We start from the raw sequence: 16,145 nt of genomic DNA, 5'->3' as shown, positions 1-16,145 counted from the left end.
CGAGGGGCCCTGCCTCGTCATACGAAGCAGGGCCCCTCGGCCTGTACCGTCGGGACGGCGGGATTTGAACCCACGACCCCTTGACCCCCAGTCAAGTGCGCTACCAAGCTGCGCCACGTCCCGGTTGCCCGTTCCCTCCGGGTTTTTGTTCCCGTCGGGGCGTGCAAGAAGAAAATACCCTGTTCGGGGGCGTGATCCAAAATCGGGGGCCGCGCCCATGATCACTTGCGGTGTTCGAAGGTGTCCTTGGGGATGCCGGCGCGGCCGCCGTCCGGCAGTCGTGGAGGGGCCTGGCCGGAATCGCCGCCGCCCGGTCGCCCGGGCCGCCGCATCGCGGACCGCCTGCCCGCTGCCGGCCGGGCAATGATTCACCCGCCCGAGCCATTGACGAACCATACGGACTGCCGCATACTTATACCCATCACCGCATCGCATTGCGCACCGTAAGGAGAACCCCGTGACCGAGCGCGTCGTACTCGCCTACTCGGGCGGCCTGGACACCTCCGTCGCCATCGGCTGGATCGCCGAGGAGACGGGCGCCGAGGTCATCGCCGTCGCCGTGGACGTCGGCCAGGGCGGCGAGGACCTGGACGTCATCCGCAAGCGCGCGCTCGCCTGCGGTGCGGTCGAGGCGGAGGTGGCGGACGCCAAGGACGAGTTCGCCGAGGAGTACTGCCTCCCCGCGATCAAGGCCAACGCCCTGTACATGGACCGCTATCCGCTGGTCTCCGCTCTCTCCCGGCCCACCATCGTCAAGCACCTGGTGGCCGCGGCCAAGAAGCACGGCGCCACCACCGTCGCCCACGGCTGCACCGGCAAGGGCAATGACCAGGTGCGGTTCGAGGCGGGCATCTCCTCGCTCGCCCCGGAGCTGAAGTGCATCGCCCCGGTCCGGGACTACGCCATGACCCGGGACAAGGCCATCGCCTTCTGCGAGACCAAGGGCCTGCCCATCGCCACCACCAAGAAGTCCCCGTACTCCATCGACCAGAACGTCTTCGGCCGTGCCGTGGAGACCGGCTTCCTGGAGGACATCTGGAACGCCCCGATCGAGGACGTCTACGACTACACCGCCAACCCGGCCACCCCCCGGGAGGCCGACGAGGTGGTCATCACCTTCGAGCAGGGCGTCCCGGTGGCCATCGACGGCCGGCCGGTCAGCGTGCTCCAGGCGATCCAGCAGCTCAACGACCGGGCCGGCGCCCAGGGCGTGGGCCGGATCGACATGGTCGAGGACCGGCTGGTGGGCATCAAGTCCCGGGAGATCTACGAGGCGCCGGGCGCCATCGCGCTGATCACCGCACACCAGGAGCTGGAGAACGTCACCGTCGAGCGCGAACTGGCCCGCTACAAGCGGCAGGTGGAGCAGCGCTGGAGCGAGCTGGTCTACGACGGCCTGTGGTTCTCCCCGCTGAAGCGGGCGCTGGACGGCTTTATCGCCGAGGCAAACCAGCATGTCTCCGGTGACATCCGGATGACCCTGCACGGCGGCCGGGCGGTGGTCACCGGGCGGAAGTCGGCCCAGTCGCTGTACGACTTCAACCTCGCCACCTATGACACCGGCGACACCTTCGACCAGTCGATGTCCAAGGGCTTTATCGAGATCTTCGGGCTGTCGAGCAAGATCGCGGCCAAGCGGGATCTGGTATGAGCGAGCAGCAGGACGTCCGGCAGGACGTACGGCTGTGGGGCGGCCGGTTCGCGGACGGACCGGCCGAGGCCCTGGCCAGGCTCTCCGCCTCGGTGCACTTCGACTGGCGGCTGGCGCCCTATGACATTGCCGGGTCCCGCGCCCATGCCCGGGTGCTGCACAAGGCGGGTCTGCTGACGGATGACGAGCTCAGGCGGATGATCGAGGGCCTGGGGCTGCTGGAGGCCGATGTCGCGGCCGGCACCTTCACCGGCACCATCGCCGACGAGGATGTGCACACCGCGCTGGAGCGCGGGCTGCTGGAGCGGCTGGGCCCGGAGCTGGGCGGCAAGCTGCGCGCCGGGCGGTCCCGCAACGACCAGGTGGCCACCCTGTTCCGGATGTATCTGCGGGACCACGCCCGGATCATCGGCGGCCTGCTGGCCGACCTCCAGCAGGCGCTGGTGGGGCTGGCCGAGGCGCACGCGGATGTGGCCATGCCGGGGCGTACGCATCTGCAGCATGCCCAGCCGGTGCTCTTCGCCCACCATGTGCTGGCCCATGTGCAGGCGCTCTCCCGGAACGCGGAGCGGCTGCGGCAGTGGGACGAGCGTACGGCCGTCTCCCCGTACGGCTCGGGTGCGCTGGCCGGGTCCTCGCTGGGGCTGGACCCCGAGGCGGTCGCCGCCGACCTGGGCTTTGAGCGCGGCTCGGCGGGCAACTCCATCGACGGCACCGCGGCGCGGGACTTCGTGGCCGAGTTCGCCTTCATCACCGCCATGATCGGCGTCGATCTGTCCAGGATCGCCGAGGAGGTGATCATCTGGAACACCAAGGAGTTCTCCTTTGTGACCCTGCATGACGCCTTCTCCACCGGCTCCTCGATCATGCCGCAGAAGAAGAACCCGGACATCGCCGAGCTGGCGCGTGGCAAGTCCGGCCGCCTGATCGGCAACCTGACCGGGCTGCTGGCCACCCTCAAGGCGCTGCCGCTGGCCTACAACCGCGATCTGCAGGAGGACAAGGAGCCGGTCTTCGACTCCTGTGACCAGCTGGAGGTCCTGCTGCCCGCCTTCACCGGGATGATGGCCACGCTCACCGTCAACCGGGAGCGGATGGAGGAGCTGGCGCCCGCGGGGTTCTCGCTGGCCACCGATGTGGCCGAATGGCTGGTGCGGCGCGGAGTGCCGTTCCGGGTGGCGCATGAGGTCGCGGGGGAGTGCGTCAAGGAGTGCGAGCGGCAGGGCATCGAGCTGGACCAGCTCAGTGACGCGCAGTTCGCCGCCATCTCCCCGCATCTGACGCCTGAGGTCCGTACGGTCCTCGATGTGCGCGGGGCGCTGGCCGCCCGCAGCGGACGCGGCGGCACCGCGCCGTCCGCGGTGGCCGTACAGCTCGGCGAGGTCAAGGCGGACCTTGTCCGGCAGCGGGAGTGGGCCGAGGCCAAGCGCTAGACACGCTCCGGGAGCCGCGCGAACAGCCACCGGCGGCCCACACGGCTGAGACAAACGCAACCCGAGTGAGACGACAATGTCTCACTGGGGTTATCGTTGTCTCATGAGCATCGACCGTGACCAGGTACTCAGAGCAGCCGCGGCGTTGCTGACCCGCAAGGCGACCGCCTCCATGGACGAGATCGCCAGAGCGGCCGGCATCGGCCGCGCCACCCTGCACCGGCACTTCGCCGGGCGGGACGCGCTGGTGCGGGCCCTGGAGGAGCTGGGCATCGCCGAATTCGAGCGCGCCCTGGACCGGGCGCATCCCGAGGAGGGGGACGCCGCCGAGGCGGTACGGCGGCTGATCGCCGCCTCCGAGCCGGTGGCCGGCATCCTGGCCTTCCTGTTCACCGAGAACCAGCTCTACGAGGACGGCGTCAACGAGGGCTGGAACCGGCTGGACGCCCGGGTGCAGGCCCTGTTCCGCCGCGGACAGGAAGAGGGAACGTTCCGCCTGGACCTCTCGGCGGCCTGGCTCACCGAGGCGCTCTACGGGCTGATCGGCACCGGCGCCTGGGCGGTGCACGACGGGCGGGTGGCCGCCAAGGACCGTACCCGGATGGTCTCCGAGCTGCTGCTCGGCGGCGCCCGGCGGAGGATGGAGCGATGAGCAGCGAGATCATCATGCCGTCCGCCGAGACCCCCGGAGCGTCCGAGGCACCCCGGCCCGGCCGCTGGCTGGCGCTGTCGGTGCTGGTGCTGGCCGTGCTGCTGATCGCGGTGGACGCCACCGTGCTGGGCCTGGCCACCCCGTACCTCAGCGAGGACCTGCGCCCTTCCGGCACCCAGCTGCTGTGGATCGGCGATGTCTACTCCTTTGTCATCGCCGGACTGCTGGTGTCCATGGGCAGTCTCGGCGACCGCATCGGCCGCAAGAAGCTGCTGCTGAGCGGGGCGGTGGCCTTCGGTGCCGTGTCGGTGCTCAACGCCTATGCCACCAGCCCGGAGATGATGATCGCCGCCCGGGCGCTGCTGGGTGTGGCGGGGGCGACGCTGATGCCCTCCACCCTGGCGCTGATCCGCAATATCTTCCACGACCCCAGGGAACGCAGCCTGGCCATCGGCATCTGGGGCGCCATGGCCTCGGCGGGCGCCGCGGTGGGGCCGGTGGTGGGCGGCTTCCTGCTGGAGAACTTCTGGTGGGGCTCGGTCTTCCTGATCAACCTGCCGGTGATGGCGGTGCTGGTCCTGGTCGGCGCCCGGCTGCTGCCGGAATCACGCGACCCGGCACCGGGGCCCTGGGACCTGCCGAGCGTGCTGCTGTCGATGACCGGCATCGTGGCGCTGGTCTATGCGATCAAGGAGGGCGCGACCCTGGGGCTCACCCCGGCGGCCGGGGCGGCGGCGGTGCTGGGTGTACTGGCGCTGGTGTGGTTCGTACGGCGCCAGCTCACCCTGGACGCCCCGCTGCTCAATATGCGGCTCTTCCACAACCGGGGCTTCTCCGCCGCGGTGCTGGCGGACCTGCTGACCGTACTGGGCCTGTCCGGCACCGTCTTCTTCCTGTCCCAGTTCCTCCAGCTGGTGCAGAACCGGGACCCCCTGGAGGCCGGACTGGCCGAACTTCCGGCCGCCATCGGCGCGGTGGCCACCGGTCTGCTGGCCGGTCAGGCGGCGCGGCGCTGGTCAGTACGGTCGGTGGTGGCCGGCGGGCTGGCGGCCATCGGGGTGGCCCTGGCGGTGCTGGCCGGACTGAGCACCACCACCGGCTACCCGCTGCTCGGCGCCGGGCTGCTGGTGATCGGTGCCGGGGCGGGACTGTCCTTCACGGTCACCGCCGATGTGATCCTCTCCAGCGTGCCCAAGGAGCAGGCGGGTTCGGCCTCGGCGGTCTCCGAGACGGCCTATGAACTGGGGGCGGCACTGGGCATCGCCCTGCTGGGCTCCATTGTGACCGGGGTGTACCGGGGCTTTCCCGTCCCGGCGGGCGTTCCGGCCGGGGCGGCGGGGGAGGCCCATGAGTCGCTGGGCGGGGCGGTGAAGGCGGCCGTGGCGCTGCCCGCCGACCAGGGAACGGTGCTGCTCACCGAGGCGCAGCGGGCCTTTGTGGAGGGGCTGCGGCTGGCCTCCGCGGTGGCCGCGGTGGTGCTGCTGGTGACGGCGGTGGCCGCCTGGTTCCTGCTGCGCGGGCAGCGGCTGGAGGAGGGGGCCGGAGGCGGTCACTGAGCGCGATGGCGCTCGTTTGATGCGCAGATGGGGCGGGGGCGGCAAGCCCCGGCCCCTGTGACATTTGCCGAGGGCGTCTTCCCTTGACGTGTTTCTTACACACCGGCGAATATCGCGGTTACCGTTCGGTATTGCCGAACAAGGTTCGGACGAGAGTCCGGTGCACAAAGGAACCCCCCATGAAACTGCGCACCAGAGTCAGGCTCCTGCTCGCCACCGCGGCCACCGCGGCACTGACCCTCACCGGCTTCACGGCTCCTGCCTCCGCCTCGGTCCTCGACATTCCGCCCAAGGGCGCCAACGACTGGTCCTGCAAGCCGGATTCGGCGCACCCCCGGCCGGTGGTGCTGGTCAATGGAACGTTCAAGCTGATGGCCGAGAACTGGGCCGCGCTCTCCCCCAAGCTCAAGGCGGCCGGCTACTGCGTCTTCGCCTTCAACTACGGGAAGCTGGAGACCGCACCGGTCCCGCAGTCGGCCGCCGAGCTCAAGGACTTCGTCGAGGCGGTGCGCGGTGCCACCGGGGCGGCCAAGGTGGACATCGTCGGCCACAGCCAGGGCGGCATGATGCCGCGCTACTACGTGAAGTTCCTGGGCGGCGCGGACAAGGTCGGGGACCTGGTGGGCATCGTGCCGTCCAACCACGGCACCACCAACCCCCTGGCGATACCCACCGGTTACACCTTCTGCCCGGCCTGCCTGGACCAGCGCGCCGGATCCGACCTGCTGAAGAAGCTCAACCAGGGCGATGAGACGCCGGCCGGACCGGATTACACCGTCATCACCACCCGCCACGACGAGGTGGTGACCCCCTACACCAGCGCCCTGCTGAGCGGGCCCGCCGAGCACCTCACCAATGTGGTGCTCCAGGACAAGTGCCCGCTGGATCCCTTTATGCACGACCAGGCGACCAAGGATCCGGTGGTGGCCCAATGGGTGCTCAACGCGCTGTCCCGCAAGGGCCCGGCCGACCCCGGCTTCCAGCCGAGGTGCCTGGGCTGAGCCCGGGCAACGCCCGTCCGTTCCAGGGCCGTTGGTCCCCGGAGCGGACGGGCCCTTCTCAAGCCGCCGTGGCCGCGCGGGCCTTGGTGGCGTACACGTCCACATACTCCTGCCCCGACAGCCGCATGACCTCGCTCATCACCTCGTCGGTGACGGCCCGCAGCACATAGCGGTCGCGGTCCATGCCCTCATAGCGGGAGAAGTCCAGCGGGGCGCCGAACCGCACCGTCACCGGGCTGATCCGCGGCATCCCCTTGCCGCCCGGCTGCACCTTGTCGGTGCCGATCATCCCGAACGGCACCACCGGGGCGCCGGTCATCAGCGCCAGCCGGGCCACCCCGGTACGGCCGCGGTAGAGCCGGCCGTCGGGGGAGCGGGTGCCCTCCGGGTAGATGGCGAAGACCTTGCCCTCCTCCAGCACCCGGCGGCCCGTCATCAGCGCCGCCACCCCGCCGTGCCCGCCGTCGCGGTCCACCGGGATCATCCCGGAGGAGCCGAAGAACCAGGCCATCAGGCGCCCCTTGAGCCCCTTGCCGGTGACGTACTCGTCCTTGCCGATGAAGAACACCTGCCGCTTGAGCACCAGGGCGGTGAACAGCGAGTCGATAAAGGTGACATGGTTCCCGGCCAGGATCACCGGTCCCGACTCGGGAATGTGCTCGGTGCCCTCCACCGTCGGGCGGTAGAGGACGCGCATAAGCAGTCCGAGGAACGCCTTGAGCATGATGCGGGACAACGGGTCCTCCGGTCGGGACGGGCATGGCTCGGGTTGGGACACAACGGCGCGCAGGCCTGCGCAGACCAGGACCATACTCGCGGGTAGAGCCGTTGTGCACACCGGGTTGACCGACCCCATACACACGGTTGACGTGAGTTATCCCTCCGTTTCGATCACGGCCTTCAGCCCGCCGGCCCCGCCTGCCTACGATCGGCGGCGTCCGACAGCTGCCGGGTGCCGTCCCGGCGCGGCGAACGAAGGAGCGTATATGCAGCAGGAGCAGCGGCCGGGCAGGCGTACGGTGCTGGGGGCCGCGGCGGCCCTGGGCGCGGGATCGGTCGTCCTCGGCGGTGCCGGGACCTCCGCGGCCGCGCCGACGGGCACCGGACGCGAGCACGGGCACGGCCGGGGCGGTTACCGGGACCTTCCGGTGCCGACCGTGATCGGGCACCGCGGCGCCAGCGGTTACCGGCCCGAACACACCCTCGGCTCCTATCAGTTCGCCCTGGACAACGGCGCGGATGTGATCGAGCAGGACCTGGTCCCCACCAAGGACGGCCATCTGGTCTGCCGGCACGAGAACGACATCAGCCAGACCACGGACGTGGCGGCGCACCCGGAGTTCGCGCACCGCAGGACCACCAAGACCGTGGACGGCACCGCCGTCACCGGCTGGTTCACCGAGGACTTCACCCTCGCCGAGCTCAAGACGCTGCGCGCCAAGGAGCGGCTGCCCCAGGTCCGCCAGCGCAACACCCTCTACGACGGCCGCTGGACCATACCCACCTTCGAAGAGGTCCTCAACTGGGCCGAGGAGCAGGGGCGCAAGCGCGGCCGCCGCATCTGGCTGCACTCCGAGACCAAGCACCCCACCTACTTCCGCGCCCTCGGCCTGGGGCTGGAGGAACGTCTCGCCAAGCTGCTGCGCCGCTACGGCCGGCACCACGCCGACTCCCCGCAGTTCCTGGAGTCCTTCGAGCCCGGCAGCCTGCAGCGGCTGGGCCGGCTGGGCGTCAAGGCCCCCAAGATCTTCCTGATCGACGAACTGACCACCAAGCCCTATGACTTCGTGGTGGCCAAGGACCCGCGCACGGTGGCCGACCTGATCACCCCCGCCGGGCTCAAGTGGATCGCCGGCTTCGCCCAGGGCATCGGCCCCACCGTCCAGCTGATCATCCCCCGGGACGCCCAGGGCAAGCTCACCAAGCCCACCACGCTCGTCCGTGACGCGCACGCCGCCGGGCTCGTCCTGCACCCGTACACCATGCGCAACGAAAACACCTTCCTGCCCGCCGACTTCCGGCGCGGCGGCGACCCCAACGCCTACGGTGACGCCTTTGGCGCCTTCAAGGCGTACTACGCCACCGGCATCGACGGCATCTTCTCCGACAACTGTGACACTGCGGTACTGGCGAGGGAGGACTTCCTCAAGGGACGCAAGGGGTAACCGTCGCCCCGGGACCGACACGGAAGGGTGAGGACCGGCCGGGTCGGCAACCGGCGGGGCGCAGCGCCACGTCCCGCCGGGCATGACACCGAACGAGCTCCTCACCTCGCTGCGCCCGCTGCTGGCCGCCGAGTGCGCGGCCGAGGCGCCGGCGGCGGGTGTTGACGCCGCCGACCTCGAACAGGCCGTCTGGGTCCGCCTGTTGAGCGACCGCCAGAGCGGCGGCTGCGCCGGCACACGGCACCGTACCGAGTCCGTACTGCGGTTACGCGCCGCGGTACGGGCCGAGGCCCGCGCCGAACGCCGCCGCGCCCGGCGGGAGGTGCCCTACGACCCGACCTCCGCCGAACCCTCCGACGGCCAGGACCTGGGGGTGGAGTACGCGGTGCTGGCCGCCGAGGCCGGCCGCGAACTGCGCGCCGCGGTGCGCCGGCTGCCCGGCCGCTGCCCCCGCCTGCTGAGCGCCCTGCTGTCGGCCACCGACCCCACCTACCGGGAAATCGCAGGCGAGTTGGGAATCTCACAAGGATCTTTGGGGCCGGTCCGTTCCCGTTGCCTGGGATGCCTGCGCAGAATGCTCACGGCGGCGATTGCGGCTCCTGGCCCCGGGGGAAAGGAGCGTTAGACAACCGGCGCCACGGAGGCGGCGTACACCGCGGCGGCTCCTGTCCGACGGACCAGGCCGGGCCAACCAGGGAGGCATACGCACATGGGCATGAGCGTGACCATCGCGGCGGCGGACGAGGACGACGCCGAGGAGATCCTCAAACTCCAGTACCTGTGCTACCAGAGCGAGGCCGAGCTCTACGGCGACTACTCCCTGGAGCCGCTGACCCAGTCGCTCGCCGCGCTCCGCGCCGAACTGGGCGCCGGGCGGGTCCTGGCGGCCCGGCTGGGCACCGAGGTCGTCGGCTCGGTGCGGGGCGCGGTCGACTCCGAGGGCACCGCCGTCATCACCGGACTGATCGTCCACCCGCGGCTGCGGCGGCACGGTCTGGGCGGCCGGCTGCTGGACGCCATCGAGGAGCAGCTGGCGGCCGAGTCCGCGGTGCGCTACCGGCTGGCCGTCGGGCGGCGCAGCGAGATCAGCCTGCGGCTGTGCCGTGAGCGGGGCTACATCCCCACCGGGGGCACCGAGCGGGTGAGCCGGGCGCTGACCCTGGTGACCCTGGAGAAGCCGGTGGCCGAGGTGCCGGCGCTGGCGGCCAGCCGCTGAGCCGTGTCCGTCAGCGCCCGGTGGTGCCCTCGGCGCGGCGCAGCCAAAGCATCGCCGTCACCGGCAGGATCACCGGGATGAACAGATAGCCCATGCCGTAGTCCGACCAGACCGTGGCGTCCGGGAAGGCCGACTTGTCGGCCAGCGTCCAGGTGCCCACGGTGAGCACTCCGGCCAGCTCCGCCGCGCAGCACACCAGTGCCGCCCGGCGGGCCCTGGGGCCGCCGCGGACCAGGGAGTAGGTGATGAAGGCGTACACCACCGCCGCGGCGGCCGACAACAGATAGGCCAGCGGGGCCTTGCCGAAGTCCAGCAGCATCTGCACGACCGCGCGGGACGCCGCCGCGACCGTGAACACCCCGTAGAGCCACACCAGCAGCCGGCCCGGGCCCTGCCCGAGGTCGAAACCGGGCTTCTCGCCGGTGCCGTTCGCTTCCGTGGACTGGGCCATCCTCAGCCTCCCCAGATGTCGTAGAGCCGTACTTCGAGCACGGCCAGCACCACCGCGCCCGCTGACACCGTGGCCGAACCCCAGCGGGTGCGCTCGGCCAGGGACATAAAACCGGCGGCCGGAACCGAGGCCGCCGCGCCCAGCAGATAGGCCACGAAGATCGCCGTGCCCTGGGCCGGTTTGTCGCCGCCCGCCAGGCGCACCACGCCTATGACCAGCTGGGCGAGGGCGAGCACGGTGACCACGGCCATGCCGATGAAGTGCCAGTCCTTGGTGGACTGGTCCCGGGAGAAGGCGAATCCGCACCAGGCGGCCAGCGCCAGGGCGGCCAGGCCGAGCGCGAGGGTCAGCGCGTCGATCACCGTGGCCCCCGGGCGGCACCGGTGTGCGGGAGGGGCGTAAGAGGCATGTGACGACTTTACGGGGCCGGGCGGGCCGCACCGCACGCGACCCTGGCCGCGGCGGCCGGGCGCCCTCGCCGGGCGATACGTTTCCTCGGCCGGTCCGGCATCCCTGCGTCCATCCAATGATCGAAGGTGTCCGCTATTCGGACAGGCGTGGCTGATTCGCGAGGGCTTCTGTTTTACTGGCCCGCATGACCACGACGAGCAGCCGCACCCTTGCGACCGAGGCGATGATGACGCCCGGTGCTCGTTGCATGTGTCGAATGTGTGACCGCTGAGGGCCCCTGTTCCGAGCCTCGCGCCCCGAAGCGAGACCCGTAGCGCCGGTCAAGTCCCCTTGCAGACCGGCCGCTCCGCCCCGCGTCACCGACTCCCCGAGCCGCGCTCCAGCGCCCGGGGGCAGTCTCTGCCGCGTTCCGCAATCAATTGCCCGTGCCCGGCGCCCCACTGCCGCGCACTCGACAGTGACGGAAACCCTGTGATCACCACTTCGGGCCTGACAAAGGTCTACCGCTCAGGCGGCCGCGAGGTCACCGCCCTCGACGGCGTCGATCTGCATGTGCGGGAAGGGGAGGTGTATGGCGTCCTCGGGCAGAGCGGCGCCGGAAAATCGACCCTGATCCGCTGCGTCAACCTCCTTGAGCGCCCCACCGCCGGCACGGTCACCGTGGCCGGCCAGGACCTCACCGCCCTCGCCGGGCGGGGCCGGCGCGCCAGTGGCGCGCTGCGCCAGGCGCGCAGCCGCATCGGCATGGTCTTCCAGCACTTCAACCTGCTGTCCTCGCGCACCGTGCAGGCCAATGTCGAACTGCCGCTGGAAATCCTCGGCCTGGACCGCCGCGAGCGCGGCCGCAAGGCCCTGGAACTGCTGGACCTGGTCGGCCTCGCCGACAAGGCCAAGTCCTACCCCGCCCAGCTCTCCGGCGGCCAGAAGCAGCGCGTCGGCATCGCCCGCGCCCTGGCCGGCGACCCCAAGGTGCTGCTCTCCGACGAGTCCACTTCCGCGCTCGACCCGGAGACCACCCGCTCCATCCTGGGGCTGCTGCGCGACCTCAACCGGCAGCTCGGCCTGACCGTCCTGCTCATCACCCATGAAATGGACGTGGTCAAGACGATCTGCGACTCCGCGGCCCTGATGAAGGGCGGCCGTATCACCGAGTCCGGCACCGTCGCCGAACTGCTCGCCACCCCCGGCTCCGAACTGGCCCGCGAGCTCTTCCCGGTCGGCGGCGAACCCTCCGGCCCGGACCGCACCGTCGTGGACGTCACCTTCCATGGCGAGGCGGCCACCCAGCCGGTCATCTCCCAGCTGTCCCGTACCTACAACATCGACATCTCGATCCTGGGCGCCGCGATGGACACCGTCGCCGGCAAGCAGGTCGGCCGGATGCGCATCGAACTACCCGGCCGCTTCGAGGAGAACGTCGTCCCCATCGGCTTCCTGCGCGAGCAGGGACTCCAGGTCGATGTGGCCGGTGCCGCGGCCGGGACGGACGTGGCCGACGCCGCCGAGGCCCTGATCCAGGAAGGTGCCAAGTGACCTGGTCCCAGATGCAGCCCCTGCTGCACGACGCCTGTCTGGACACCCTCTTCATGGTGTGGTGGTCCACCGTCTACACGGTGCTCGGCGGTCTGCCGCTGGGCATCCTGCTCTACCTCACCGAGCGCGGCGGACTGCTTCCCAATGTCGTCGTCAACAAGGCCGTCGGCGCCGTGGTCAACATCGCCCGCTCGGTGCCCTTCATCATCCTGATCGTCTGGCTGATCCCCTTCACCCGGCTGGTGATCAACACCTCCATCGGCCCCAGCGCGGCCGTGGTGGCCCTCACCATCGGCGCCATCCCCTTCTTCGCCCGGCTGGTGGAGACCTCGCTGCGCGAGGTGGACCACGGCCTGATCGAAGCCGTACAGGCCATGGGCGGCGGCACCTGGACCGTCATCTTCAAGGTGCTGCTCCCGCAGGCCCTGGCCTCCCTGGTGGCGGGCCTGACCACCACCGTGATCGCCCTCATCGGCTACTCCGCCATGGCCGGCGCGGTCGGCGGCGGCGGACTGGGCCAGGTGGCCATCAACTACGGCTACCAGCGCCAGGAACACGGCCTGATGAACATCACCATCGTGCTGCTGGTCGTCATTGTGACGGTCGTTCAGCTCGCCGGTGACCTGTCGGTACGGCGCCTGGCCCGGCGCACCGGACGGCAGCCGGCACCCGTGGGCGTACGCCGCCTGTGGAGCGCCAACCGCACGCCGGGCCCGCGGAAGACCGAGGTCACCGAGGTCGCCCCCGAGACCACCTGACCCCGGCGGGCACCCCGCCCGCCCACTCACACGAGCCCGGACCCTTTGCCGGGCGCACCACTCGTGAAACGGAAAGAGGCACTCTTCGTGCGTACCACCATCAAGATCAGCGCCACCCTGGCCGCGGCCGCCGCCCTCACCCTGGGCCTGAGCGCCTGCAGCGCTCCTTCCGACTCCTCCTCCGCCGGCCGCTCGGAGAAGCACGGCAAGGACGCCGACCCCAACGCCACCCTGGTCATCGCCGCCAGCCCCACCCCGCACGGCGACATCCTCAACTTCGTCCGCGACCACCTGGCGGCCAAGGCCGGCCTCAAGCTCCAGGTCAAGGAGCTCAACGACTACAACCTGCCCAACACCGCCACCCAGAGCGGCGATGTGGACGGCAACTTCTTCCAGCACAAGCCGTACCTCGACGACTTCAACAAGAAGAACAAGACCGACATCGTGCCGGTGGTCAACGTCGAGATCGAGCCGCTGGGCCTGTACAGCAAGAAGGTCAGGAAGACCACCGAGCTCGGCGACGGCGCCACCATCGCCGTCCCCAACGACGCCACCAACGAGGGCCGCGCCCTGAAGCTGCTGGCCGACAACGGCGTCATCAAGCTCAAGGACGGTGTGGGCAGCAACGCCACCCTGTCCGACATCCAGGACAACAAGGGCATCAAGTTCACCGAGCTGGAGGCCTCCCAGATCCCGGCCCGCCTGGCCGACGTGGACGCCGCCGTCATCAACGGCAACTTCGCCATCGGCGCCAAGCTCAACCCGGCCAAGGACTCGATCGCCCTGGAGAAGGCCGAGAACAACCCCTACGCCAACTTCCTGGCCGTCAAGCGCGGCAATGAGTCCGACCCGCGCATCGTGAAGCTCGCCAAGCTCCTCAACTCCGACGAGGTCAAGAAGTTCATCGAGGACAAGTTCAACGGCGCCGTCCTCCCCGCCTTCGGCCCCGTCAAGAACTGAACCCCGCCCCGGCGTTGCCCCGGCACCCGGCCCCGAACCCGCGGCCGGGTCCGCCGGTCCGCCCCGGGAGGCGAAAACAACAGGCCACAGGGCGTCCCGGACCGGCGCCGGACGGCAAACGCCGGTAATCTCAGCCGTCCCGGCGGCCGCAGGCCCCGCACACGCACCGCGTGCGCGGGGCCGCCGCGCGTGGCACACCCGGCACCCATGCTGCATGCTGGTGCACCCGGGCCACACCCGAATCGGACCACCGGGACAGACTCGAGCCACCTTCCCCACGCCGGAACGGCGCGGGAACCCCTCCGGCGTTGGAGCAGCGCATGACATCCACCTTTCCGGACATCTCCATCAGTACGGACCGGCTGGTGCTGCGCCCGTTCGACGCCTCGGACGTGCCCGCGCTCACCGAGATGATGAACGACGAACTCATCACCGCCTGGACCTCGGTACCGCACCCCTACACCACCGCCGACGCCCGCCAGTGGGCCCTGCGGCTGGCGCCCGCCGAACGCACCTCCGGGCGCGGAATCGTCTTTGCGGTCACCGAGTTCCTCACCCACCGCCTGGTCGGGATCGTCCACCTGAAGAACACCGACTGGCGCACCCTGGCCACCGAGGCCGCCTATGTCACCGCGCCCTGGGCCCGTGGCGAGGGCTATGCCTGTGAGTCCGTCCTCGCCGTCGCCCAGTGGCTCTTCCGCGACCAGAAGTTCGAACGGCTGGAACTGCGCACCGCCGCCGACAACACCGCCGCCCAGCAGGTCGCCCAGAAGACCGGCTGCATCAGTGAAGGTGTGCTGCGCAACGCCTGGATAGCGCGCAGCCGCACCGAGGACGGCGGCTGGACGGACATCCGCACCGACCTCATCGTCTGGAGCCTGCTGCCCGAGGACCTGGAAGAAGTACGCGAACAGCACACCGGCGGCAGCGGCTACGCCACCGCCTTCCCCGGCTGGCGCTGACCCCGCCCGCGCCGCCCCGCCTCCACGCACCCCCGGCCGGGACGGTGGTACGGACCTGCCGGGGTACCCTCACCATGCCCGCACGCAGGCGGGCCGCGATCCCAGACAAGTCCTCCCAGACAAGCCCCAGGAGACAGACGACGATGGCCGACCGGGTCACGGTGATCGGGTGGGACGGCTCACCGCTGACGGACGCGGCCCGCTCGGCCGTGGGCGCCGCCACCCTGGTGGCCGGAGCCGCCCACCACCTGGCACTGCCCGAGATACCCCCCGCGGCCGAGCGCATCCGGCTCGGCAGCGTCGGCCTGGCCGCCCGCCGCATCGCCCAGCACCGTGGCACCGCCGTGGTGTTCGCCGACGGCGATCCCGGATTCTTCGGCGTGGTCCGTACCCTGCGCGCCCCCGAACACGGCCTGGAGGTCGAGGTGGTACCGGCCGTCTCCTCGGTCGCCGCCGCCTTCGCCCGCGCCGGAATGCCCTGGGACGACGCCCGGATCGTGGTCGCCCACCCCCGCGAACTGCGCCGGGCGGTCAACGTCTGCCGCGCCCACACCAAGGTCGCGGTGCTCACCTCGCCCGGCGCCGGACCCGCCGAACTCGCCCTGCTGCTCGGCCCGGTGCACCGCACCTTCGTCATCTGCGAGGAATTGGGCACCGAGCGCGAACGCGTCACCGTTCTGACCTCCGACAAGGTCGCCGACCACACCTGGCGGGACCCCAATGTGGTCATCGTCATCGGAGGCACCGGCGCGGCCGAGGCCCCCGCCGGCGGTCTGCCCCGGCAGCGCGCCGCGGGCCACTGGCTGGCCGGCCGGGACCCCGGGCAGTACCCGGGCGTACGCGGCTGGGCACTGCCCGCCGACGCCTATGGCACCCCGCCCGGCGAAGGGGAGAGCACCGGACTGCGGGCCGCCCAACTCGCCCGGCTGGGGCCGAGGGTGGGCGATCTGGTCTGGGACATCGGCTCCGGCAGCGGCGCCGCGGCCGTGGAGGCGGCCCGCTTCGGCGCCGCCGTCATCGCCGTGGACCGCGACCCGGACGCCTGCGCACGCGCGGCCGCCGTGGCCCGCCACTTCGGGGTCCAGGTCCAGGTGGTGCACGGCATCGCGCCCCAGGTACTGGAGGACCTGCCGGAGCCCGATGTGGTGCGTGTCGGGGGCGGCGGCGCCCCGGTCGTCGCCGCCTGCGCCGACCGGCGCCCGGAACGGATCGTCGCCCACGCCGTCACCCGCGACGAGGCCGAGGCCATCGGCCGGGCCCTGGCCGACGGCGGATATGCCGTGGAATGTGCCCTGTTGCAGTCCGTGGAGTTGGACACAACCGACTGGAACGAGCGCGAGCGCGCCGTAGCCTTCCTGCTGAGCGGCCGTCGCGCCCTCCCGTGATCGTGACCGGC

Annotated in this window: 16 protein-coding genes and 1 tRNA gene; 13 read left to right on the top strand and 4 right to left on the bottom strand. The window is 70.8% G+C overall.

Features of this window, described 5'->3' with window-relative positions:
* Positions 1 to 49: 49 nt before the first annotated feature.
* Positions 50 to 123, bottom strand: a tRNA-Pro gene (locus CV755_RS04945).
* A 334-nt stretch (positions 124 to 457) separates the two neighbouring features.
* On the opposite strand from CV755_RS04945, the gene CV755_RS04940 reads away from it, so the two are divergent.
* The 5 genes from CV755_RS04940 to CV755_RS04920 all read left to right on the top strand — a co-directional run bounded on the left by CV755_RS04940 (position 458) and on the right by CV755_RS04920 (position 6,293).
* Entirely contained in the window at positions 458 to 1,651 is a 1,194-nt protein-coding gene (locus CV755_RS04940; protein ID WP_109278897.1) for an argininosuccinate synthase, read from the top strand.
* Positions 1,648 to 3,084, top strand: a complete 1,437-nt coding sequence (gene argH, locus CV755_RS04935; RefSeq protein ID WP_109278896.1) for an argininosuccinate lyase — start codon at positions 1,648 to 1,650, stop codon at positions 3,082 to 3,084. The genes CV755_RS04940 and argH overlap by 4 nt, the downstream gene beginning before the upstream one ends.
* Before the next feature lie 103 nt (positions 3,085 to 3,187).
* The gene (locus tag CV755_RS04930; protein WP_241560976.1) at positions 3,188 to 3,736 is read left to right on the top strand and encodes a TetR/AcrR family transcriptional regulator; all 549 of its coding nucleotides are present in this window, start codon (positions 3,188 to 3,190) and stop codon (positions 3,734 to 3,736) included.
* Positions 3,733 to 5,292: an MFS transporter gene (locus tag CV755_RS04925; protein ID WP_241560975.1), complete on the top strand. Its 1,560-nt coding sequence runs from the start codon at positions 3,733 to 3,735 to the stop codon at positions 5,290 to 5,292. The genes CV755_RS04930 and CV755_RS04925 overlap by 4 nt, the downstream gene beginning before the upstream one ends.
* A gap of 179 nt (positions 5,293 to 5,471) precedes the next feature.
* Positions 5,472 to 6,293: an alpha/beta fold hydrolase gene (locus CV755_RS04920; protein ID WP_109278894.1), complete on the top strand. Its 822-nt coding sequence runs from the start codon at positions 5,472 to 5,474 to the stop codon at positions 6,291 to 6,293.
* A gap of 58 nt (positions 6,294 to 6,351) precedes the next feature.
* Here the strand turns inward: CV755_RS04920 and CV755_RS04915 are convergent, their stop codons facing one another.
* Positions 6,352 to 7,029, bottom strand: coding sequence for a lysophospholipid acyltransferase family protein (locus tag CV755_RS04915; protein WP_109278893.1), 678 nt, complete (start codon positions 7,027 to 7,029; stop codon positions 6,352 to 6,354).
* A gap of 250 nt (positions 7,030 to 7,279) precedes the next feature.
* Here CV755_RS04915 and CV755_RS04910 point away from each other — a divergent pair, with 250 nt between their 5' ends.
* The 3 genes from CV755_RS04910 (at position 7,280) to CV755_RS04895 (ending at position 9,674) form a co-directional block, all read left to right on the top strand.
* Positions 7,280 to 8,458, top strand: a complete 1,179-nt coding sequence (locus tag CV755_RS04910; RefSeq protein WP_109278892.1) for a glycerophosphodiester phosphodiesterase — start codon at positions 7,280 to 7,282, stop codon at positions 8,456 to 8,458.
* Positions 8,459 to 8,540: 82 nt separating this feature from the next.
* Entirely contained in the window at positions 8,541 to 9,083 is a 543-nt protein-coding gene (locus tag CV755_RS04900; RefSeq protein WP_109278890.1) for an RNA polymerase sigma factor, read from the top strand.
* An 84-nt stretch (positions 9,084 to 9,167) separates the two neighbouring features.
* Positions 9,168 to 9,674, top strand: coding sequence for a GNAT family N-acetyltransferase (locus tag CV755_RS04895; RefSeq protein ID WP_109278889.1), 507 nt, complete (start codon positions 9,168 to 9,170; stop codon positions 9,672 to 9,674).
* A gap of 10 nt (positions 9,675 to 9,684) precedes the next feature.
* Here the strand turns inward: CV755_RS04895 and CV755_RS04890 are convergent, their stop codons facing one another.
* On the bottom strand, positions 9,685 to 10,125 hold the full coding sequence (locus tag CV755_RS04890) for a hypothetical protein (RefSeq protein WP_109278888.1): 441 nt from the start codon (positions 10,123 to 10,125) through the stop codon (positions 9,685 to 9,687).
* Positions 10,126 to 10,127: 2 nt separating this feature from the next.
* The gene (locus tag CV755_RS04885) at positions 10,128 to 10,487 is read right to left on the bottom strand and encodes a hypothetical protein (RefSeq protein ID WP_109278887.1); all 360 of its coding nucleotides are present in this window, start codon (positions 10,485 to 10,487) and stop codon (positions 10,128 to 10,130) included.
* Positions 10,488 to 11,007: 520 nt separating this feature from the next.
* On the opposite strand from CV755_RS04885, the gene CV755_RS04880 reads away from it, so the two are divergent.
* The 5 genes from CV755_RS04880 (at position 11,008) to cbiE (ending at position 16,134) form a co-directional block, all read left to right on the top strand.
* On the top strand, positions 11,008 to 12,069 hold the full coding sequence (locus CV755_RS04880; protein ID WP_109278886.1) for a methionine ABC transporter ATP-binding protein: 1,062 nt from the start codon (positions 11,008 to 11,010) through the stop codon (positions 12,067 to 12,069).
* A complete protein-coding gene (locus CV755_RS04875) occupies positions 12,066 to 12,827 on the top strand; it encodes a methionine ABC transporter permease (RefSeq protein ID WP_109278885.1) in 762 nt (253 codons plus the stop codon). Before CV755_RS04880 ends, CV755_RS04875 begins: the two co-directional genes overlap by 4 nt.
* An 87-nt stretch (positions 12,828 to 12,914) precedes the next feature.
* Positions 12,915 to 13,787 carry a MetQ/NlpA family ABC transporter substrate-binding protein gene (locus CV755_RS04870; RefSeq protein WP_109278884.1) on the top strand — a complete coding sequence of 291 codons (873 nt, stop codon included), beginning with the start codon at positions 12,915 to 12,917 and terminating at the stop codon, positions 13,785 to 13,787.
* A 320-nt stretch (positions 13,788 to 14,107) separates the two neighbouring features.
* Positions 14,108 to 14,749, top strand: coding sequence for a GNAT family N-acetyltransferase (locus CV755_RS04865; RefSeq protein WP_109278883.1), 642 nt, complete (start codon positions 14,108 to 14,110; stop codon positions 14,747 to 14,749).
* 143 nt (positions 14,750 to 14,892) lie between these two features.
* Positions 14,893 to 16,134 (top strand): precorrin-6y C5,15-methyltransferase (decarboxylating) subunit CbiE, encoded by a 1,242-nt coding sequence (gene cbiE, locus CV755_RS04860; protein ID WP_109278882.1) that lies wholly within the window; start codon positions 14,893 to 14,895, stop codon positions 16,132 to 16,134.
* Positions 16,135 to 16,145: the final 11 nt, after the last annotated feature.

The sequence above is a fragment of the Streptomyces orinoci genome, assembly GCF_003121295.1.
Taxonomy (GTDB): domain Bacteria; phylum Actinomycetota; class Actinomycetes; order Streptomycetales; family Streptomycetaceae; genus Streptomyces; species Streptomyces orinoci.
Note: the sequence above shows the minus strand (reverse complement) of the source record. Positions and strands in the feature narration are given on the sequence as shown.